This is a genomic window from Daejeonella sp., assembly GCF_049655485.1.
Classification (GTDB): Bacteria; Bacteroidota; Bacteroidia; order Sphingobacteriales; family Sphingobacteriaceae; genus Daejeonella.
Genome location: NZ_JBASJU010000405.1, coordinates 1 through 21,328, shown reverse-complemented (window position 1 = coordinate 21,328; position 21,328 = coordinate 1). Strand labels below are relative to the sequence as shown.

The window sequence follows — 21,328 nt, the reverse complement described above, 5'->3', positions numbered from 1 at the left end:
CAGGCTTTGTTTGCGGGCCAGCCTTCAGAGAGTGTGACTGAAACTCAAATCTCGCTTCCGCTGATGCCTGCTTCAGAACATGTGATTCAGGATTATGCCACAACTTCTTTATCCCTGAAAGCTCATCCGGTGAGTTTTGTGCGGGAGAAACTTGGTTTGCTGCATGTTCGTTCTTCTAAGGATCTCACACATGCAAAAGATGGCGACCTCGTGAAAGTAGCAGGTTTGGTATTGGTTCGCCAGCGGCCCGGAACTGCCAGCGGTATTTGTTTTATCACTATTGAAGATGAAACGGGTACTTCAAACTTGGTGGTCTTCCAAAAGCTATTTGACCAGTATCGTAAAGAGATTATCGGTTCGAGATTGCTCATGGTTGAAGGAAGATTGCAGGTTGAAGGCGAGATTGTTCACGTGATTGTAAAACGCTGTTTTGATCTGTCTAAATTGTTGCGGGGGCTTTCTCCGGATGGGAGAGAGGATCTGCCAGTATTAACACTTTCGCGGGCGGATGAAAAGAGTGAAGGGGTGTTTTATAAGGGGCGTAACTTTAAGTAGGGGTGTGCTTGCGAGGAGGTACCACGAAGCAATCTTTTTAATTTAACAATATCTTCTTATTATCTTTAAGTGTATAAGGCATCATTTTAAATACCTTGCAGTTCCAAAAACCTGGATTAATCAATTGCCATGATCTCACCTTCAAAATTTTCGAGCCTAACGATAGTTTGCTTATTATTAGGTAGTTCAGTGTTTTCTCAAGCCTTGACCGAACTGGAGAGCAAAAGGGTAATGCTACCTAACGGATGGTCGTTAACCCCGGCAGGTAAGAATATCCCTGTCGGCGAGTTGCCTTTAAATCTGGTAGTTAGTCATCGCAAAAAATATTTAGCTATTACAAATAACGGGCAGAGTACGCATACTATCGACCTGATCGATATCGAAAAGGAAGAGCGAATTGATAGTATTGTAATTGCGAAAGCCTGGTACGGACTTGCTTTTAGCAAAGATGACAAGTTTCTGTATGCTTCCGGGGGGCATGACAACAAGGTGAACAGGTATTCTATAATCGAAGGTAAGCTCAAACTGGTTGATTCGTATGAACTGGGAAAGCCATGGCCAGTTCAAATCGGAACTGCCGGCCTGGATCTCGACGAGACGGTCCATAACAAACTGTTCGTAGTAACGAAAGAGGCCAAAAGCCTGTATGTTTTTGATCTTAAATCCCGTCAGGTCAGTAAAATTATTCCACTGGGTGCTGAGGCTTATGCCTGTAAAGTTTCTGTTGATAAGAATAAGTTATATATCAGTTTGTGGGGAAACAAGAAGATCCTGGTTTACGATATCAAATCTGGAACTATTGCCAAAGAAATTCCTGTTGGTAACCATCCAAATGAGATGCATCTCACAAAAAACGGGCAATTTTTATATGTCGCAAATGCCGATGATAACTCTGTATCCGTGGTCAGTACGGTCACTAATACAGTGGTGGAAACATTAAATGCCGCACTTTATCCTGCATCCCCCAGCGGATCTACTACAAACGGCCTTGCTCTGAGCGAGGATGAAAAAACACTTTATATAGCTAATGCCGACAATAACTGTTTAGCCACATTTGATGTTTCTGTAACTTCAAAAAGCAAGTCGAAAGGTTTTATCCCTGTAGGTTGGTATCCTACAAACGTTAAGGTAGTTGGTAAAAAGATATTTGTGACCAATGGGAAAGGCTTAACATCCTATGCTAATCCCAGGGGTCCGGAGCCCAGCAACAGGCTGCAGACGGTTTTAAACAGCTCAGGTGATAGCACAAAGCCAGCGAAAGTTCAATACATAGGTTCCTTGTTTCGGGGTTCTTTGAGTATAATTGATGAACCGGCTGCTCCTCAACTTGCCACCTTTACCCAAACGGTGTATAAAAACACTCCATACTCGAAAGCAAAAGAATTAAATACTGAAGGTGAACCGGGAAATCCTATCCCAATGAAAGTTGGTGATAAATCGCCTATTAAACATGTGTTTTATATTATTAAAGAAAACAGAACTTATGATCAGGTTTTGAGCGATATCCCGGGTGGAAATGGCGATACTTCTCTCTTATTATTTGGTGAGAAAATTACGCCGAATCAGCATAAACTTGCCAGGGATTATGTTTTGCTGGATAACTTCTATGTAGATGCCGAAGTAAGTGCAGATGGCCACAACTGGAGCATGGGGGCGTATGCAAACGACTATGTTGAAAAGAACTGGCCAGCTTCATATGGTGCCAAAGGTGGTACACACGGCACTTCCGGAACACTAAAAATCGGAAATAACCGTGACGGTTTTATTTGGGATTTGTGTGCGAGAAACAATGTTTCTTATCGTTCTTACGGGGAGTTCGTTGCCGATGCTTTGGGTTCGAAGCCGAGGCTTGAATCTCTGAAAGGACATACAGCACGGTTTGCGCCATATAATCTCAGCATCCGGGATACTACACGTTTTTATCAGTGGAAGCACGACTTCGACTCATTAGTCGTTGCAAATGCAGTTCCCCAATTCTCAACCATCAGATTAGGGAATAATCATACGGAAGGTATGCGGGCAGGGCGGCCAACACCTTTCGCTCATGTGGCGGATAACGATCTGGCTGTTGGAATGCTGATTGACCACCTGAGTAAAAGCCCAGTATGGAATCAAAGTGTGGTGTTCATCCTTGAGGATGATGCTCAAAATGGCCCCGATCATGTGGATGCCCATAGAAGCCCGGCTTTTGTAATTGGTCCACACGTAAAACGGAGTTATGTTGATCATACGATGTACACAACTTCGGGTATGTTAAGGACAATGGAATTAATATTAGGCCTGCCTCCGATGACTCAATACGACGCAGCTGCTACTCCTATGTGGAGATTGTTTACTCCCCAACCGGATTTCACCCCCTATAATTTTTTGCCGGTCAGCGTTAATTTAAACGATAAGAATCCAGCAAATACAAGGCTTGGTAATTTATCTGAAAAGTTTGACTGGAGTAAGGAAGACGCGGTGCCTGATCTTATTTTTAATGAGATTCTATGGCAGGGCATAAAAGGTGCACCAGCTCCTTCTCCGGTTCGGGCGGCATTTTTAAACACAGATAAAAAATCTGGATCCGGGGAGGATTGATATCTATAAATCAAGCATGCATACTAATTAATACTTATTCTGATAATACCTTCAATAATTCATCTTACTATGAACCATTTATTAAAAGCCAGTGCCAGATCATTTTGTCTGATCCTGTTTTGTATGATGTTGGCTGAAATTGCCGATGCACAAACGCCATCGACCTACGCACCCGGAAGGCAGGTACTACTTTCAAATGGCTGGTCGCTAAGCCCTGCAGGACGTTCTATTGCCCTGGGCGACCTCCCCCTGAACATGGCCTTGACTGGAAATAAACGCCTGCTTGCCGTGACAAACAATGGGCAAAGCACGCAATTTTTACAGCTCATAGACACTAGAACTGAAAAGCAGCTCGATTCCATTTCCATCGGTAAATCATGGTACGGCCTAAAATTTAACGATAAGGGGACTAAGCTTTATGCGTCCGGAGGAAACGATAATATTATTATTTCTTACGATGTTAAAAATGGGAGCTTTTTAAATCCTGATACCATCAGGTTAGGTGATGCCTGGCCAAAAGAGAAGATTAGCCCTGCAGGAATTGATATCGACAGTAAAAGAAATCGGCTTTATACGGTAACCAAAGAAGACAACAGTTTATATATTGTTGACCTAAACAATAAAAAAACTATTAAAAAGGTAAAGCTTTCGAATGAAGCTTATGCCTGTGTTTTGAGTCCTGATAAGTCACAGCTTTATATTTCCATATGGGGAGGAGATAAGCTGGCTATTTATGATGTGGTACAGGAACGAATTGTTTCGGAAATCACTACCCAGAACCATCCGAACGAGATATTAACTTCCAAAAAAGGGGATTACATCTTTGTAGCCAATGCAAACGACAATTCAGTATCCGTTATAAACATTGCACAGCGCAAGGTGATTGAAACTATTTCTACTACTTTATTTCCTACAAACCTTACTGGCTCGACAACAAACGGACTGGCCCTTTCCGCCGACGAAAAGACTTTATATATCGCCAATGCAGATAATAACTGCCTTGCCGTATTTAATGTTTCTGCTCCCGGGAAAAGTGTTTCTTTGGGATTTATCCCGACGGGATGGTATCCCACGAATGTAAAAACGGTTGGTAAGAAGATTCTTGTTAGCAATGGCAAAGGGTTTTCATCACTGCCAAATCCTGAGGGGCCTCAACCAGTTAGAAAGACCGATAATAGCGGCTCTCATTTGGGGGTTATCAATTCCAGGCTTCAGTATATCGGTGGTTTATTCAAGGGTACCTTATCGTTTATAGATCAGCCCAATTCAGTTCAACTAAATGATTATTCTAAGCAAGTATATTCGAATACACCCTTTAATAAGGCAAAGGAGAACGAAGCTCACAAAGCGGTTGGTAACCCAATTCCAGCTAAAGCGGGAGAGCTTTCACCTATTAAGTATGTGTTTTATGTTGTTAAAGAAAATCGTACTTACGATCAGGTTCTGGGTGATATGCCCCAGGGGAATGGGGATTCGTCGCTCACCATTTTTCCTGAGAAAGTAACGCCGAACCACCATGCTTTAGCTCGTCAATTCGTGTTACTTGATAATTTTTATGTGGATGCAGAAGTCAGTGCCGACGGCCATAACTGGAGCATGGCAGCATATGCGAACGACTACGTCGAGAAAACCTGGCCAATCAGCTACGGCAGCCGGGGCGGAACTTACGACTATGAAGGTAGCCGTAAAATCGCTTACCCGCGTGATGGATTTATTTGGGATTATTGTCAGCGCGCCGGAATAAGCTATCGATCCTATGGTGAATTCGTCGCAGCCGGTAAAGCGAGTATTAAATCGCTCGAGGGTAATATTTGCGCTAAATTCCCTTCCTACAACCTTGATATAACCGATGTAGATCGCATCAAAATATTTAAACATGATTTTGATTCCCTTCTAGCTGCTGGGAAAGTCCCCCAGTTCAACTCCATCCGGATCGGAAACGATCATACTTACGGCCAGCGTTTAGGGAAATTATCGCCGATTTCAATGATGGCGGATAACGACCTGGCCCTGGGACAATTAGTGGAGCATATTTCAAATAGCCCAATCTGGAAGGAAACTGCCATTTTTGTTTTGGAAGACGATGCGCAGAACGGTCCTGATCATGTTGATGCCCACCGTTCTCCAGCTTTTGTGATCAGTCCTTACACCAAAATGGGATCCGTGAATCATAATATGTATTCAACTTCAGGAATGTTGCGAACCATGGAATTGATTCTAGGCCTACCGCCAATGAGCCAGTATGATGCAGCAGCTGTTCCGCTATTCGATTGCTTTACTGCAAAACCGGCTTTAGCTTCGTATAAAGCCAGGCCTGCGCAGGTAAGCTTAACGGTAAAGAACACGGAGAACAATACCAGTTCATTAAGATCTGGCACCTGGGACTTCTCCAGAGAAGACAGGGCGCCAGATTTGGACCTGAATGAAGTGGTGTGGAAATCGGTAAAAGGTGAAAACTCTATCATGCCCGCTCCGCGCAGAAGTGCTTTCGTTAAGCTTGAGATGAAAACGGAAAAGGATGATGATGACGAATAGCCCTTTCTAAATCCTTCCCGAATTTATAACCTGTTATAGCATAAAATTGAGACTTCATAAATTACTACTGGGTGCCTTTTTGTTTAACTTACCGGGAATACTATCAGGCCAGGAACGAAATACCACAATAGCTGACACTGCCGGCACTTTGAACGAAGTTGTAATAACGGCAACCCGCAAGTCATCTGTATTAGAAAGTAGCCCCTTTTCTGTCAGTGTGCTGCAAAGGAAGCAGATGAGTGAATTACAGTATCGTTCAACACCCGAAGCCCTGATGAGTGTGCCGGGTGTGTTTATTCAAAAAACAAATCATGGAGGAGGCTCAGCTTTCGTAAGGGGCCTTACTGGAAATCAGACCCTGATCCTTGTTGACGGAATTCGTTTGAACAATTCTACATTTCGCTATGGGCCCAATCAATATCTCAATACCATTGATCATTTTACAGTTGATCGGGTTGAAGTTGTAAAAGGAAGCGGATCGGTTCAATACGGTTCTGATGCCATGGGCGGTGTGATCCAATTATTAACCCTCGATCCGGGCTATTCCGACAAGCCCTTGCTTAATGGGAGTGTAACCGGCAGGTATTGGAGTAATGATATGGAGAAAACAGGACGGGGGCAGCTTATGTATTCCAGTCGTAATTTTTCTGCTTCTGGTGGCGTAAGCACGAAGAAGTTCGGCACTTTGGTAGGTGGTGATACTACTGGCCGTCAATCACCGAGTGGTTACGGGGAAACAGATGCAGATATCAAACTTAAGTGGAAATTGTCGGATAGGGTAGAGATTATCGGCGCACATCAGTTTGTTAAACAGAGCGATGTACCGGTCTATCATAAGGTGCAGCTGGAAAATTTCCTTCTCAACGAGATGGAACTCCAGCAACGGACCTTATCCTACATTAAATTAAACCTTAAGGGCTCAAATCCCCTTTACCAAAAGATAAGCTTCAACGGTTCATTTCAGGAAAGTGCTGAGACCCGAAATAGCCAAAAGAATAATAGTCCTTCTTTGCGCCGGGAGAGGGATAACATTCGTACATCCAATGCGTCGGTTGATATTCTATCGGAGTTTGCCCCAGGCTGGTCTTCAAACACTGGGTTTGAATATTATTTCGATAACATTAATAGCTATAAAGAGGAAATAAATACCCTCACTCAGGCGTCTGTACGTGGCCGGGGACTTTATCCTGAGAATACAAGCTATGCCAATTCTTCTATTTACAACCTTCATCATTTTCAGATCAGTAAGTTCAATGTGGAGGCTGGGTTACGGTATAATTGGTTTAACGCCACTATACCTGACGAGACTTTGGGTGTGGTTAATATTAAACCTGATGCCCTGGTTTTCAATGCGGGTATAAATTACGGGGCTGGATCTCATAATGTCTATACTTCCGTTAGCAGCGGTTACCGGGCGCCAAATATTGATGATATGGGTACTTTGGGCATCGTGGATTTCCGATACGAAGTGCCTGCTTTTGATCTGAAACCCGAACGGAATTTCAACACAGAAGTAGGGTATAAATTGCAGTCAGAGAAATTAAGAGGTTCACTCGCCCTTTTTAATAATAAACTTACCAACTTGATAACCCGTGTTAAATCAGAAGGCGAAATTATTGACGGCTATAATGTTTATCGTAAAGAAAATATGGAAAACGCTTTTATTAGAGGCGGCGAGGCCTCGATTAACTGGCGGCCTGATGAACGTTGGATAGTAAATAGCTTTACTGCCTATACGTTCGGTAAGAATAATTCAAAGAATGAACCCCTGAGAAGGATGCCACCGCTTAATGGAAACACTTCAGTGAAATTTACCCTTGAGCGATTTTATATAATCGGAGAGTTTGCCTGGGCTTCCGGACAAAGAAGACTGGCGCAGGGTGACCGGGATGATAACCGAATCCCGCAAGGTGGTACGCCGGGTTGGCAGGTATGGAATACATTCGCCGGTTATCATTATAAAAAGTTTCAATTCCGCCTGAGCCTGCAAAATATCCTTAACGAAGATTACCGTACTCATGGCAGTGGGATTAATGGGGTTGGGAGAAGTGCATTAACTGAATTGAGCCTTTCTTTCTAGGATTAATACAAGTTCAGAGGATGTTATATTAACACTTCAGCCTAAGTATTCATTTTTCATCTAAACACATCCTCCTATTTTCTGTTCTACCAATAAATCACAAAAAATATGGCAGATTGGAAAAAGCTTTTTACTGATACTACTTCATTGGTCGAAGAGAAATTCGATAAACTCTACTTTGACCTCCGTAAGCAACTAAAACTTAACGATCCTCTACAGATCGTAATGTACCGTAGTTATGGAACTGTGAATCGTCTCTACATAAAAGGCAGGGTGCTTGAGAATAAAGGAGTAAATGCTGCATCAGACCGTGATACCGTTTTCCACAATCTTGTAAATATGTACCATCGCTTTCAAAGTGATGAAATTCCTGGGGCAACATTGAAAGTTAAATTTCAGGACCAGGAACATACTGTAATTACAGATGATGAGGGATATTTTAAGTTGAATCTGGCGCCGGAAACCCCAATCAACCCTACAGACATGTGGCATGAAATAGATGTTGAGCTCATTGAGGCGCCTGTTGATTTTGAAGCCGGACTGAAGTGTGAGGCACAAGTATTAGTTCCGCCTATTGACGCTGAATATGGAATTATCAGCGATATTGATGATACAATCGTCCATACAAGTGCGACAGATGTCCTGGCAATGTCGAGGAAAGTGTTCCTGCATAACGCCAAAACACGAATGCCTTTTCCAGGCGTGTCTGAATTTTATAAGTCGCTGCAGTTAGGCCGGAACGGAAAGCGTAATAATCCATTCTTTTACGTGTCCAGCAGCCCATGGAATATGTATGATCTATTAAAAGATTTCCTTGATCTCAATCAAATTCCTGAAGGTCCGCTTTTACTTCGTGATTTTGGGCTGCAGGATAACAAATTTATCAGTACAGGGCATATGGGGCATAAATTTAAAGAGATAGAGAATATCCTTCTGACTTACCCACATTTGAATTTTGTTCTGATTGGCGATAGCGGACAGGAAGATCCGGCAATCTATCATGAGGTCGTTAAAAAGTTCCCCGGCAGGATTCTTGCGATTTATATTCGTGATGTCCAACTAGCCGACAGGGAAAAGATAGCCATGGAAATTTCCTCGAAACTGCAGGAGCATGTTGAGCTTTTGATAGTCGACAATACTGTTGAAGCCGCGGAACACGCGGCTAGAACAGGGCTGATATTTACCCAGGCAATTCCTGAAATAGTGAAGGACAAGAAACAGGATACTGGAGAGATCGCTGGAAAGGAAGAAGCTTCTGTAATTCCCGAGTAACCTGACCTCTGAACTATCTTTTTACTATCTGTGCGTCTGCAATCAATATCACATTCAATGCTAGCTTTTCAAAAAGCGCCCTGTTTGTACTATTGTTGATAAGGATCAAATTATCCGTGCCGGTTCTAACGGTCTGGCTGAAGTCGGATAAAGTTAAATTTTTAACAAGCTTGCTTAAGTCCAGATTTACCTTCACATCGTATTTCTCACCTTTCATGGTAAGTTGTGGGGGGTGAAGTGTCAGCTCATACGTTTCGTTGAACTGTATTTCTACCGGGATCTTTGTTCCAGAAACTTCTGTGAATGTTCCCCGGACAACCAGAGGCTTATAAGCAACAGATTCTTTCAGCCGTAATCTTAATTTGATATCGCTGTAAGTACCTGTCGGAAGGGGTACACTGCCACTAACTGTTGTTGTTTTTAGGATGTCAATATTTGATAGCTTCTCAAACTCCACAGCAAAGGGTGTATTATCTTTTTTTGCTCCGAAGTAGATTTGTTGAATATTAACAGTACCCGAATTCCAGGTAATGCTGCCATTACTAAGCGGTGCCACCGGGTTGCCGCTTGCTGATCCCGTCGCGCCGAGGGAGGCACTTAGGTTTGAAGTTTTAAAATTGTAAATTAATTCTCCGTCGTTAATGCTATCTTTTTCACAGCCGAATAATAATATCGTTGTAACCAGAATTAAGATGCCTTGTAGTGTTTTTTTCATGACTTGAATATTTAAAAATGGTTAGGTTAATAATATTTCTATTTAAGAAATAAACATACGGATGTAACCTTATTTATATCAGTCTATTACGAATTAATTCGCTAGATAGTTACACATGCGGATAATAACTTTTAAGAAATATTAAAGTCGTGCAGCTCCACTCTGAATTAATGCCCTAAATCGTTATAGTTGCAGGATTTTCCGAAATTTTCATTTCGGCCCATTCGTTTTCAAGGATACTCATTTCCATAAGACTCCAGTAAGAGTCCTCATGTCTCTGAATTTCCCGCAGGACCCCGTCTACCTGGAATCCGCACTTTTTATAACATTTGATCGCGGCTGCATTGGTGTCGTAGACTCCCAGACTCATACGATGCAGGTGCAGTTCGTCGAATCCTATCTTCATTAAGGCTTTCATCATTTGTTCCGCAATACCTTTTCCCCGGTCTGCGTTGTTCACCAGCACCCGTGTTATCCGTGCCGAACGGTTAGTCCTGTTTATTGAAGTTAATGAGATATGGCCAACAGTGCGTCCACTTTCAGTATCCACTGCTTTATATATGAATGTTGAGGATTTTTCAAAGTCATTAGCCTCCTTAATATAGCCCTCAAGTTTCTTTTTCGTGAGAGGGTAATTGAACTGAGTGCCAGCCCATTGAAGCAGCAATTCCTTGTCCTTAATCCAATTAAGTAAAGTGTCAAAATCTTCACTGGTAAAATATTCTAATTTGATCATGATGATGTACTGGAACTACTGGAAAATCAATTGGCGTTGAGTGTGATAACAGTATTTTAACTACAAGGTTTTACTCCAAATAATTTCAGGTATAAATGACGGAAAATATAACTGTTGTTGGAAATAATTACTCGCTATTTCGGTCTTTAACCTGTGCTTTTTCATAAGATACTGAAACTGGTTTACCTGTAAAAATGGAATTTGAGGCAAACCTAAGCTTAAAAAAGATGTTATCACATCGAATTGATTCATTCTTGATTTAACATTCAAATAACTAAGATCTAATACCTAACCTATAAGCTCTATTCTAATGTCAGATGCAAGACTACGTATAGCAATTCTCGGCGGGGGGCCTGCGGGCATGTTTATGCTAAAAAGGCTAATCGAATCCGGTAATCGTGACTTCGAAATAGCCGTTTTTGAAAAAACGGATCATTTGGGAAGCGGGATGCCCTATAGCAGGGAGGGTGCTAATGAAGAACATATTACAAATGTTTCGGGAAATGAAATTCCAATGCTGGTTACTTCTGTTAGCGATTGGGTGAAAAATGCTCCCCGGGAAGTCCTTCAAGCCTTTGACATCACTCCTGAAAACTTCCACGAATTCAAAGTCTTGCCTCGTTTGTTTTTCGGGCATTATTTGTCTGCCCAATTTCAACTGCTGCTTGCAAAGGCGAAAGATATCGGGATTCGTACGAAGGTCTATCTTAAAAGCCATGTAGTTGACGTAGTTGATAGTCCGGAGCTCAATCAAACGTGCGTTGAAGTCTCCGATTTAGGTACCCTCAAATTTGACCGGGTGATTATCTGTACCGGACATAATTGGCCCCGTACCGACGAAGGAAAGGTTGACGGCTATTTTGATTCGCCTTATCCGCCATCGAAACTAGAGTTGAAACTTAATCATCCTGTCGCGATTAAAGGATCCTCTTTAACAGCCATTGATGCAATAAGGACACTCGCCCGCCACAATGGAGAGTTTATTAAAGATGAGAACGGCTGCGTTTCATACCACAAATCTTCAGATAGTCCCGAATTTAAATTGATGATGCACTCGCTTGACGGATTGCTGCCGGCGATCAGGTTTCATTTAGAAGACACCCATCTGTCCAATGATTCGCTTCTCACCGCTGAAGAAATCTCAAAACATCGGGAGGAGAATGATGGCTTTTTGTCGCTAGATTTCTTATTTGAATATAACTTCAAAGAAATATTTAGAGATAAAGAACCCGCTTTTTATGAAAAGATAAAGGATATGAATATTGAATCCTTTGTGGGATCTATGATGGATTTGCGCGAACGTTTGGATCCTTTCCTGCTTTTTCGCGCCGAATACGCTGAAGCAGAAAAATCAATTAAACGCCGGGAATCGGTTTATTGGAAAGAGATGCTGGCAGTTCTGAGTTTTGCAATGAACTACCCGGCCAAATACCTTTCTGCGGAAGATATGCAGAGGCTTACGAAGGTGTTAATGCCCTTAATCTCAATTGTGATAGCCTTTGTGCCGCAAAACTCAGCTCGTGAGATGCTGGCATTATACGATGCAGGTGTCCTGGAACTCATTCCAGTCGATAAAGAGAGTGAAGTGGTTCCCGAGCCTAAAGGTGGGGTCATCTACAAATACAAGGATGAAATGGATCAAGTAAAATCTGCATACTACAATACCTTTGTTAACTGTATTGGCCAGCCACGGCTCTCGTACGAGCAGTTTCCCTTCAAAACTATGCTGTTAAATAAAACAATTAGCCCGGCACACGTCAGATTCAGGTTGGCTACAGAAGGCCGGGTAGCTATGGAACGCAATAGCAGGCAAGTGGAGGTAGATGGTAGCGGGAATTACTATCTAAAGGTGGCGGGAATCACTATTAACGATAATTTCCAGGTTGCCGATCAATTCGGCGCTTACAATGAACGGATCTACATCATGGCTGTTCCATACATAAGTGGATATAATCCGGATTACTCGGGTTTAGACTTTTGTGAAGAGGCATCGGAACGCATCGTCAAAAGTATTTTTAAATGATGCATATCATGCAGGACTCTTTTTTAGATAAACATAATAACTTATCCTATCCATGTGGAAAACCCTTTCTTGGATACCGAACCCTTAAGTAGTAATTTTAATTTTTACTACAAATTAGATTATGAAAACTTCTCTAGCCAGACTGTCGCTCCTTACTGTATTCTTTTTTGCATTCTTTACTGCCTGTAAACCAAAGAAAATGATTACTCAGGCTGCGCCGGTTCCGGTTGCGGCGGAGCCCATTAGAGAAACACCTAAACCTGCTCCGGTTCCAGAATCTGATTCGGACAAGGATGGAGTTCCAGATTCCAAAGACAACTGCCCAAGCAAATCCGGCACATCCGAAAACAACGGCTGTCCGGAGGTAGCTACACCAGCACCCACATTTAACTATAAAAATATCCTGTTTGAGTTTAACTCTGCTGTTCTCAAAACATCATCCTATTCAACTCTGGATGAGATCGCAAGAGAAATGAAGAAATATCCTGATATGAAGTTTAGTTTAAACGGCCACTCATCCGCCGAAGGCACGGAAACAAGGAATATGACGTTGTCTATAGATCGCGCAACGGCAGTTAAAAGTTACCTGGTTTCAGCAGGGATTAATGGCAGAAATCTAGAAGCTAAAGGTTTTGGTGAAGCTGAGCCTTTGAATACTAATAATACTGAAGCTGCGAGGCAGCAAAATCGAAGGGTGGAAATAAAGAAAGATATATAAGCCACACTTTCTTAAAATGCCTCTATATCAGGTCTTTTAATAAGTGATTAGAGAAATGTTATTTTTCTGAAACTTCATCTTAAATTCATGTTGGTACATCAAATTTATATTATTAAAAGTATAAAAGATGATGTCACTGGTATTACCTCTCGAAGATGTTCAAGCCATCAGTAAGAAAAGAAGCAGGAAGCTTCGTCTATCTGAAGATATGCTTGTGGTTGGATTAAAGAACAATGATAGTCATGCAATGTCAGCACTCTATCAAATGTATTCCGACTCATTATATAAAGTTATTTCGACCATTGTTGGAATTGAGGAGGTTGCACAAGACATTTTGCAAGAAACCTTTATTAAGATCTGGAAGTCCTTTGGTTTGTATGATTCAAGTAAAGGCCGATTATATACCTGGATGGCGCGACTTGCACGAAACCTGTCTATTGATTACCTAAGAAGTTCGAATCACAGAAACGCTTCTGCTTGCGAAGATCTTTCCGAAGTTAGCCAGCAGGTAGACATTACCTTCCAAACCAATTATAATCCTGAACTGATCGGGGTTAAAGACATGACAAAAATCCTGACCGCTGAACAGAAATCGGCACTTGAGCTGGTTTATTTCAAAGGCTACACCCACGTGCAGGCGGCGGAAGAGTTAAAGATTACACTGGGTATTTTGCGTTCAAGATTACAGTCCTCAATCTCTGAGCTTAGAAAAGTTTATGCTTGATATGAGGATGTCTGGAGCTTAATATTACGCAACTCTGCTGAGGAAAAATAAGACAAGGATCAATATTGGTCCTTGTCCCCTTTTTGAGGTCCGGGTAATTCCCGAAATCGAGGAACACTTTCCCAAATTGAGGAATTGAATCCCGATCTATGTTCCCGATAAATTACAAAGTCACGGTTTCGGACGTCTCTAGCTAGTTCTAATGGGGTGGTACGGGGTTTGATTCTATCATCAACTAATACCTAAGATTTAATAGACAATACTCATTCAGGAAAACTTTAAAGCTAGAAATCTATCCCTTGATTCGTTAATGTTTAATTTATCAAGGAGGCTTTACGTTTTCTGATGAAAAAAGTACACCAAGGAAAACGAAATTGAGAAAGGGATTATCTTTACTGGCAATCGTATTACATTTTCTAACTGGCGAAAATATTTTCGCCCAGTCGACGAGTATGTCAATTAACTTATTGGACGCCATATCTTTTACTGTACACGAACCAATATTTGTTGCGCACGCAGATAAGAGAAACAGGAAAGATAACCGCATTTTGGCCGTTGCAAGTGATTATATCAGCGTAGTTAGTTTAAGAGGTTATGTGGTGAAAGCCATATCTGGACAACAACGCGGTTCGGGCCCGGGAATTGAGGGATTGGTTAAGGTGAGTTCCTTAATAGGTACTACGAACAGAGGAAATACTGCCGGGCTTATTTTAATAACTGATGTGGTATTGCCGCCGGCCGATGGTTACCCCGTAACTGTTATAACTGCAGCTCAAAGTTCATGGAACGGTCAGTACTCTGCCAATAAATTTAACATTGCTTATAAAATCGGAAATCAGTACGCTTATATCGACAAAAATGCGCGTCCCAATATAATTCCGGTTATATTTAGTGTGATACAGCCTTGATAAATAATGGATATTTCATATTTGTAACTTGAAATGTATCTAATCGTAAACCCAATAGTACATATAGCTGCATGTAAAAGCTTACTAATGCCTTTTTTTATATTTACTTCATGAAAAAATCAATATGTCTTTTTCTCGCTTTCACGTTAACTGCCTTTCACCACGAGCTTTTGGCTCAGGCGGGCATGACCGTTAGTCCAGGGAAGCTTTATTTTAAACTTTCACCAGGAGCTACAGCTACTCAAAAAATAGTGGTTAGTAACCCTAATAACAAGGAATTGGAAATAGGCGTATCGATGAATGATTGGGACTATGATACCCTGGGCAATAATCAAACATACGATGCCGGAACATTAAAAAACTCTGGTTCTTCATGGGTTCAGGTCATGCCTGGATCCTACTTTACCCTCCAGCCTAACGAAAAACGTGAGCTTGATATAATTTTTACTGTGCCATCGAATGCTAACACTTCAATTCCGGTTCATACGGCTATGCTCTTCCTTACGCAGCTGAACCCCGGAGATGCGAAGGCGGAAGATGGTACGTCGATAAAAGTGAGCGTGAGAATGGGTGTTAAAATTTATCATGCTTTCTCCCAGGTGGAAGAGAAAGATATCGAAGTGGTCAATTTTACTGATATTCTCCCTGCCAAGGGTGACAAGACTGGCGGTTTCCTGGAACTCTACCTCCAAAATACAGGGAAGATTTGGCTGGAAGGTAAGGTTAAATGGGAGATATTAAATACCCAGACAGGAAACAAAACAAAGCTTGACGATCAGGATATATATTCTTTGCCGGGAGATAAGCGTATCATGAGGCAAGTGTTACCTGCAAATATTACTAAAGGTAAATATATAGCAACTGCCATCATTAATTACGGCAATAAGGATGAGTTGAAACTGGTTGAGCTGGAGTTTGTCCGTTAATAAAATGAGAATCATAACATATAAGAATTATTTTAACTCCGTCAGGTTAGTTACCATCTCGGTTTTTGTACTGATCGGGGTTTTATCCAATCAGGCTTACGGTCAAAGCCTGGGTTTCTTCAAAGGTTCAGATTGTATTATGGCAACGCCGGGAGATTTGTTAACTGGATGTATTGCCACGGATTACATTTCTGTGCAGTATGAGAAATTCCGCAAAGGTTTTGACACGCCAGCTGGGTGGACTTTGCAAGTCAGGGCAAATGGTGATTTTTCAAACGGCAGTGCCATAATTCCGGCACAGTTTGTTTCTATAAGTTATAACGGCAGCGATGGTGCCGGCCCATCCGGCGTAAGCGGAACCGGTAGTAAAATGCTGAGCACCACTACACCTGCGTCGCTAATTACCACTTCATCTCCGCTTCAATCACCTCCCACAACTTATTTCGTCCACCGTCTGAATATGGTAGTCGCTGGTGGAAGCCATTTGTCAGCCGGCACGGGCACATTTAGCACTACACTTACATTAACTCTAGTTGCTCAAAACGGAACAATTATCGCAACAAACGATAGAGTCTCGGTATCTTTTAAAGTTGATTATAGTAGTACCTGTTCTGGCGCTACTCTAAATTCTTACTATAGTAATCAGCCCACTTTTTCCGATTACGCGTCACTTATGAATGGGAGAACCGTGACAGATGCTGTTAGTTTACAATATCAACCCAACGAAGCCAATTGCACGGGATGGAGCCTGAAGGTACGCGCAAACGGAAATTTTACCAGTGGAAGCAACTCGGTATTACCGCAGTACTTTTCACTCCGTTTTAACAGGGTTGCCTCGGGCTCCCCAACGGCAGCTCAGATAGGCGTAACTAATAATGCCATAGCACTGGCTTATTCTGATGTACCGCTCATTGACCAATCAGACGCCCCCTTCGTTAAATATGGAGGTACCGAACATAAGTATGATTTGATAATAGCCGGGGGAAATCATTTGCTTGTCCCTAATGGGATGTATACCGCAAGCCTGACATTTACTTTATATAATCAGAATAACCAAATTGTGTCGACCAGGATCCAGGATGTGACATTTCAAGTGAATTCCAGTTCAAATAGCTACACAATGGTGCTTCAGAACTCGGCGGATGTAATTGATATGGTTTTCAATACCATAGCAAATTATCAGGATGGTGTTTCTGTTTCTAAACTGCGCGGATTGAAAGTTACAGGTTATAATCCCTATCAGGTTTTGATTAAAACGAGCGGTTCGAACCTCGAAAATAGTACTGCAGCAACAATTCCTGTATCAGCAGTAAATATTGAGACTACGAAATATACCGTTACGAGTGGTGCTTTAATAAACACTTTTACACGCGCACTTTCTACAGCTGACCAGATTATAATTAGCAATCCAATGGCCAACTCGACACATCAGGTTGTCGAATACTCTCTCCGATATTATACGGCCCCTAGCGACCCCAGGCTACTTGGGAAATCAGGTATTTTTAATACGAGAGTTTTATTCGTAGCAATACCTCTGTAGCTTTCTTTCTGGCAAAACCCATTTGTCTAACCTTGAAATTTGAAAAAGAATAATACATATCATCAATACTATTTGGATGCTTATTTCCAGAAAGTTGAAAGATTTGTAGGAACAATGCGTTCTAAATTTTTTTCTCTGGTGTTATTGTTATGCTTTTACGCAGCGGATTCGTATTCCCAGGATTCTCCTATCGTATTTGAGCCTTCTGTAACTTCTATTAATGCATCAAACGAAGATCTTATCGACCTTACCGTAAAAATTGTGAACAAAAGTAAAGGGAAGCTTGATGGCTTGGTCGATATCAATATCCCAACTTCTCTTAACCTTATCAGCAAAAACAAAATAACGGTTTCTCTATCTCCGGGAGACAGTACGTTTGTTCCTGTCAAAATATTTGTCACTAAAAGGGCTGCATCAGATAAAGATCATCTGATTCGTTTTTTGCTGGCCGGAAGCAGAAACGATATTCTGGCTACTTCTGAGACAAGGCTGAGGCTTTATATTAAAAGAAATGTCAATATGTTCGCATTGGTGTCAAACATACTCCTTGACCCCACGTCAGATTCGATAAAAATCCCGATCAGGGTAACCAATCCCGGGAATACGGCTCAGAAAGTAACTTTGATTAATCGGTATCCATCGATTTTTCAGGACGATGCATTTCATACTACTAATCAATTTACTATTGAACCGTCAGCTGATACGCTTATTACATTCGTTAGGCCCGTAATAAAGAAAATGCTTAATTCCGAAGGCTTTGATGTGACTTTCAGTGGGTTGTATGATAATGGGGATATCTTTGGGATGGCATACATTAAAGTGCAAAGTGCCCGAAACGAGCGCGCTTACCGCGATGAAACCCTCAGCGACTCGTATAATCTTAACAGTATTACGTTCAGTTCCCAAAGTATGTTTTCGCAAAATCAGTCATACCTCATGACAGGGCGCGGTAACCTGGAACTTCCAAAAGGGATGCTTGGCTATAATCTGGACCTTACCACCTGGAAGAATTCTTATTCTCCCCCGATGGTCAGAAATACCTTTATTAGCTACAATAACCAGAAATTCGGGATAACTGCGGGTAATATAAACAAGAATTTGGATATAAATCTTAATGGGCGAGGTGGTACTTTGATGTTAATTGACACTACGTCAAAAAACACATATGAAGCCGGATATATTGATGGCAATTCAAATCTGTTAGGCAATAGACAAAATACTTTCTTTCCTGTAGGCAATGCAGGATGGGGAACGTTTACCCACACGGCGAAAACCTGGGAACTCGGATCATCAGCAATTTATGAGGTGAACCCCATTTTGAACTCTAGAAGTGCTATTCTGGCCAATAATTTGACATTGACAAAACTTAAAGACCTTCGTGCATCTGCGTCTATAAGTGGCGGATATACTACGGAATATGAAAACGGTAACAAACCGAAGCCTAGTTTTGCAGGTGGGATAAATATCAATGGTAATTTAAATAAGCTTTTAATCAACAGCCAGAATTATGTCAGCTCTGGGTATTACCCTGGTATCAGACGGGGAGCACTTTCGTTTAGCGAGAGAGTAACCTGGTTGCGCGAATCTTCGAATGTTTGGGCAGGGTTTGATTATAACCACTATGCACCTAAAACTCTTTCGATTTTTCAATCATTCCTGCCTGTTTTCAGTACGGTCAGAGCAGAAATTGGAATGTCTGGCACCATCTTCAAAAAACTGAATATATCAATAGCTCCAGTTTATACTAACGAAACAAACAACTCTTTCAGATTCCAGTCTTTGCCCGAGGAGCAGCATTCAATGGAAGCATGGAATTTGAATAATTCATTTAATTACCCTATCTCCAGTAATAAGTATTTATCAATCAATACTGAAACTGGCCTGTATAATTCTACTTTTGATCGTTCAAGGCGCTTTCATTTCCGATCTAACCTTAATTATCGCAGCGGCTTGTTCAATCTGAACTCAACTGTTCAGGTGGGTACATTTTATATTGGTGAAGCTGCAAATAATTTCCTCCAGGGTGTGAGCTCGCCGCGCTTAATCAATATTATTCCATCATTCCAGAAAAGCTTTTTCCGCAATAAATTCCGTACTGAAACCGGGCTGGCCTTCATAAATAGCAGTGCTTTTGGATCCAGCTTTTACATAACCGGTCGGGCGGAATATGAGTTTACACCTAAAACTGTTATTTATTCTTCAATTAATCATAACCGTTATGGAGAATATAATCTGAGTATTCTTGAGATGGGGATTACGCAAAAACTAACTTTGCCCAAAGTTGGCTCAAAGGTCAGTGACCTCGAAGTATTTGTTTTTCAGGATGCGAATCAAAACAATATTTTCGACGAAGGAGATAAAAAAGCAAGCGGTCATCTTCTCTATGTGAATAATGTTGCTTTTATTACTAGCACGGAGGGTAGCCTGGACTATAAAAAGCTTCCATACGAAAATTATCGGATTTCTTTGACCAACACAAAGGGATGGTATGCTTCTGACCAGTTGATAAAGCTCGATCAGAAAAAGAAACGAGTGGAAATAGCGTTAAAGCGGACTGGAACGTTAAGGGGAGTTTTGCGTTATAGTTTTAATGAGTTTAGCTATGAGATCAACCATAACCTGTTGGGTATAACTGTTTTCGCCGTTGATGAAAACAATGTGAAGCACATTACTAAAACTAATTCTGAAGGCCAGTATATTTTCTATCTCCCTGTGGGTAAATACACTTTAAGTGTTGATAATACTAACCTTCCTTCTGAGGTTGAAGTAGAAAAGAAACCAGATGTTATTCAACTCAACTCCGAAATTCCACAAATTATTGACATTAGGCTTGTTGTTAAAGGAAGAAAAATCGAGACCAAGAAGTTTACTTCACCTAACCTCAGGCCACAAGAACGGCATTCTTACTGCGGGCTACGCCCCTGGCTGGTAGGATCTAAGTCGTTAAAAAATCAATAATTTCATAACCTTTTTATGATTGCATCGTATAAACAAATATGTTATATTTATGTAATCGTTGCGTTCGATGAAATTAATTCTGATCTGCTTCTCGATGTTATTATTCGGGTTTGTCTCCCAAGCACAATCCCATACTGCTTTCTTGAATATAACCCTGACCGATCTTCAAAGCGTTTCATTGATGAATCCTGCATTAAATAAAACATCCGAAACACGGGATGATAGTCAAAGAGGTCCGCTGCAGATTTTAAGAAGCTCATCATCCCAGGTTAAACAGATCGATTCAAAAACTTTAGAGTACGAAAAGCTTTATAGAGAATTTTATAGCGATGAAGCGGCCAAATCTACATCGTCGGGCAATGCGAATATTTACAAGCTGGCTGCTACCCGTCCTAACAAGCTACTTCCTAATCAAAATACCTCTTATCTGGTAATCTACCAGGTCGACCCACGATAACAGAATTCCACAAACGGGCCCTTCTTCCTGTTAGCTGTCGCTCCATTAGTTTACTTCAAAGCACAAGCCTAAAATGCGAGAAATGTGTTGCGAGGTTGATTCCGCTTGGCCGATGCAAGTGCCATACAATTTTCAAAAAATTATTAGCAAAATCGATACGAACGTGATTAGATACTACCGGAAGCATTTTATCGTTTACGTTTGCTAATGATTTTAGGTAAAAGCTACGAAAATATCAGATAAACAATTCTTACATTTATGAATTCGTTTTACCATAATAAAACGCAATAGGAGGATTTTCCCATTATGACCATGAATACTAAAATAGTGCTTGCGATTTTTTAACGGATGTTATAAATGATCAAAGCTATCGCTATCTAACTCATATCATAATGTTTTAGAACAGGGGAATTAATCCGGGTAAGATACTGATGACAAATTAATTCAATAAAAAAATGATTCAGAAAGCATTTTTTGTAAAACAGAGTGTGGTCTTGTGTGTTCCTTTGGGGTAAAGTTCTGAAAATTTAAGAAATTGATCATCCAATATAAATTAACTTATATGCAATTTCTGCCTTTTAAAATTACCTCTATTCTCTGC

At 41.2% G+C, this 21,328-nt stretch carries 15 protein-coding genes; 13 read left to right on the top strand and 2 right to left on the bottom strand.

Translation table 11 applies throughout. From position 1 onward, the window contains the following. The 5 genes from WBJ10_RS16445 to WBJ10_RS16425 all read left to right on the top strand — a co-directional run. The coding region (locus tag WBJ10_RS16445) for an OB-fold nucleic acid binding domain-containing protein (protein ID WP_424292258.1) at positions 1–555 on the top strand (555 nt) is incomplete at its 5' end. Positions 556–684: 129 nt separating this feature from the next. Then, positions 685–3,135 (top strand): beta-propeller fold lactonase family protein, encoded by a 2,451-nt coding sequence (locus WBJ10_RS16440; protein WP_424292256.1) that lies wholly within the window; start codon positions 685–687, stop codon positions 3,133–3,135. Positions 3,136–3,204: 69 nt separating this feature from the next. Next, positions 3,205–5,670 carry a bifunctional YncE family protein/alkaline phosphatase family protein gene (locus tag WBJ10_RS16435; protein WP_424292254.1) on the top strand — a complete coding sequence of 822 codons (2,466 nt, stop codon included), beginning with the start codon at positions 3,205–3,207 and terminating at the stop codon, positions 5,668–5,670. 46 nt (positions 5,671–5,716) lie between these two features. After that, entirely contained in the window at positions 5,717–7,750 is a 2,034-nt protein-coding gene (locus tag WBJ10_RS16430; protein WP_424292252.1) for a TonB-dependent receptor plug domain-containing protein, read from the top strand. Between the two features lie 108 nt (positions 7,751–7,858). After that, positions 7,859–9,022, top strand: a complete 1,164-nt coding sequence (locus tag WBJ10_RS16425; RefSeq protein WP_424292250.1) for an App1 family protein — start codon at positions 7,859–7,861, stop codon at positions 9,020–9,022. Between the two features lie 13 nt (positions 9,023–9,035). On the opposite strand, the gene WBJ10_RS16420 is transcribed toward WBJ10_RS16425, so the two are convergent. Then, positions 9,036–9,737 (bottom strand): hypothetical protein, encoded by a 702-nt coding sequence (locus WBJ10_RS16420; protein ID WP_424292248.1) that lies wholly within the window; start codon positions 9,735–9,737, stop codon positions 9,036–9,038. A gap of 175 nt (positions 9,738–9,912) precedes the next feature. Beyond that, complete coding sequence (locus WBJ10_RS16415) at positions 9,913–10,473, bottom strand: GNAT family N-acetyltransferase (RefSeq protein ID WP_424292246.1); 561 nt, start codon at positions 10,471–10,473, stop codon at positions 9,913–9,915. Between the two features lie 310 nt (positions 10,474–10,783). Between WBJ10_RS16415 and WBJ10_RS16410 the strand changes: the two genes are divergently transcribed. The 8 genes from WBJ10_RS16410 to WBJ10_RS16375 all read left to right on the top strand — a co-directional run bounded on the left by WBJ10_RS16410 (position 10,784) and on the right by WBJ10_RS16375 (position 20,727). Further along, on the top strand, positions 10,784–12,496 hold the full coding sequence (locus WBJ10_RS16410; RefSeq protein WP_424292244.1) for an FAD/NAD(P)-binding protein: 1,713 nt from the start codon (positions 10,784–10,786) through the stop codon (positions 12,494–12,496). Between the two features lie 121 nt (positions 12,497–12,617). After that, on the top strand, positions 12,618–13,214 hold the full coding sequence (locus WBJ10_RS16405; RefSeq protein WP_424292242.1) for an OmpA family protein: 597 nt from the start codon (positions 12,618–12,620) through the stop codon (positions 13,212–13,214). A 127-nt stretch (positions 13,215–13,341) separates the two neighbouring features. After that, positions 13,342–13,938 carry an RNA polymerase sigma factor gene (locus tag WBJ10_RS16400; RefSeq protein ID WP_424292240.1) on the top strand — a complete coding sequence of 199 codons (597 nt, stop codon included), beginning with the start codon at positions 13,342–13,344 and terminating at the stop codon, positions 13,936–13,938. Between the two features lie 374 nt (positions 13,939–14,312). After that, a complete protein-coding gene (locus tag WBJ10_RS16395) occupies positions 14,313–14,846 on the top strand; it encodes a hypothetical protein (protein WP_424292238.1) in 534 nt (177 codons plus the stop codon). Between the two features lie 110 nt (positions 14,847–14,956). Next, positions 14,957–15,772, top strand: a complete 816-nt coding sequence (locus WBJ10_RS16390; RefSeq protein WP_424292236.1) for a hypothetical protein — start codon at positions 14,957–14,959, stop codon at positions 15,770–15,772. Between the two features lie 4 nt (positions 15,773–15,776). Continuing rightward, on the top strand, positions 15,777–17,312 hold the full coding sequence (locus WBJ10_RS16385) for a hypothetical protein (protein ID WP_424292234.1): 1,536 nt from the start codon (positions 15,777–15,779) through the stop codon (positions 17,310–17,312). 39 nt (positions 17,313–17,351) lie between these two features. Continuing rightward, complete coding sequence (locus tag WBJ10_RS16380; RefSeq protein ID WP_424292232.1) at positions 17,352–20,270, top strand: hypothetical protein; 2,919 nt, start codon at positions 17,352–17,354, stop codon at positions 20,268–20,270. A 181-nt stretch (positions 20,271–20,451) separates the two neighbouring features. Then, positions 20,452–20,727 carry a hypothetical protein gene (locus tag WBJ10_RS16375; protein ID WP_424292230.1) on the top strand — a complete coding sequence of 92 codons (276 nt, stop codon included), beginning with the start codon at positions 20,452–20,454 and terminating at the stop codon, positions 20,725–20,727. Positions 20,728–21,328 lie beyond the last annotated feature (601 nt).

Coding starts and splice junctions, on each gene's coding strand:
- WBJ10_RS16385 (WP_424292234.1), top strand. CDS start 15,777: ATGAGAATCATAACATATAAGAATTATTTTAACTCCGTCAGGTTAGTT.
- WBJ10_RS16375 (WP_424292230.1), top strand. CDS start 20,452: ATGAATCCTGCATTAAATAAAACATCCGAAACACGGGATGATAGTCAA.
- WBJ10_RS16420 (WP_424292248.1), bottom strand. CDS start 9,737: ATGAAAAAAACACTACAAGGCATCTTAATTCTGGTTACAACGATATTA.
- WBJ10_RS16410 (WP_424292244.1), top strand. CDS start 10,784: ATGTCAGATGCAAGACTACGTATAGCAATTCTCGGCGGGGGGCCTGCG.
- WBJ10_RS16405 (WP_424292242.1), top strand. CDS start 12,618: ATGAAAACTTCTCTAGCCAGACTGTCGCTCCTTACTGTATTCTTTTTT.
- WBJ10_RS16390 (WP_424292236.1), top strand. CDS start 14,957: ATGAAAAAATCAATATGTCTTTTTCTCGCTTTCACGTTAACTGCCTTT.
- WBJ10_RS16400 (WP_424292240.1), top strand. CDS start 13,342: ATGATGTCACTGGTATTACCTCTCGAAGATGTTCAAGCCATCAGTAAG.
- WBJ10_RS16425 (WP_424292250.1), top strand. CDS start 7,859: ATGGCAGATTGGAAAAAGCTTTTTACTGATACTACTTCATTGGTCGAA.
- WBJ10_RS16440 (WP_424292256.1), top strand. CDS start 685: ATGATCTCACCTTCAAAATTTTCGAGCCTAACGATAGTTTGCTTATTA.
- WBJ10_RS16435 (WP_424292254.1), top strand. CDS start 3,205: ATGAACCATTTATTAAAAGCCAGTGCCAGATCATTTTGTCTGATCCTG.
- WBJ10_RS16415 (WP_424292246.1), bottom strand. CDS start 10,473: ATGATCAAATTAGAATATTTTACCAGTGAAGATTTTGACACTTTACTT.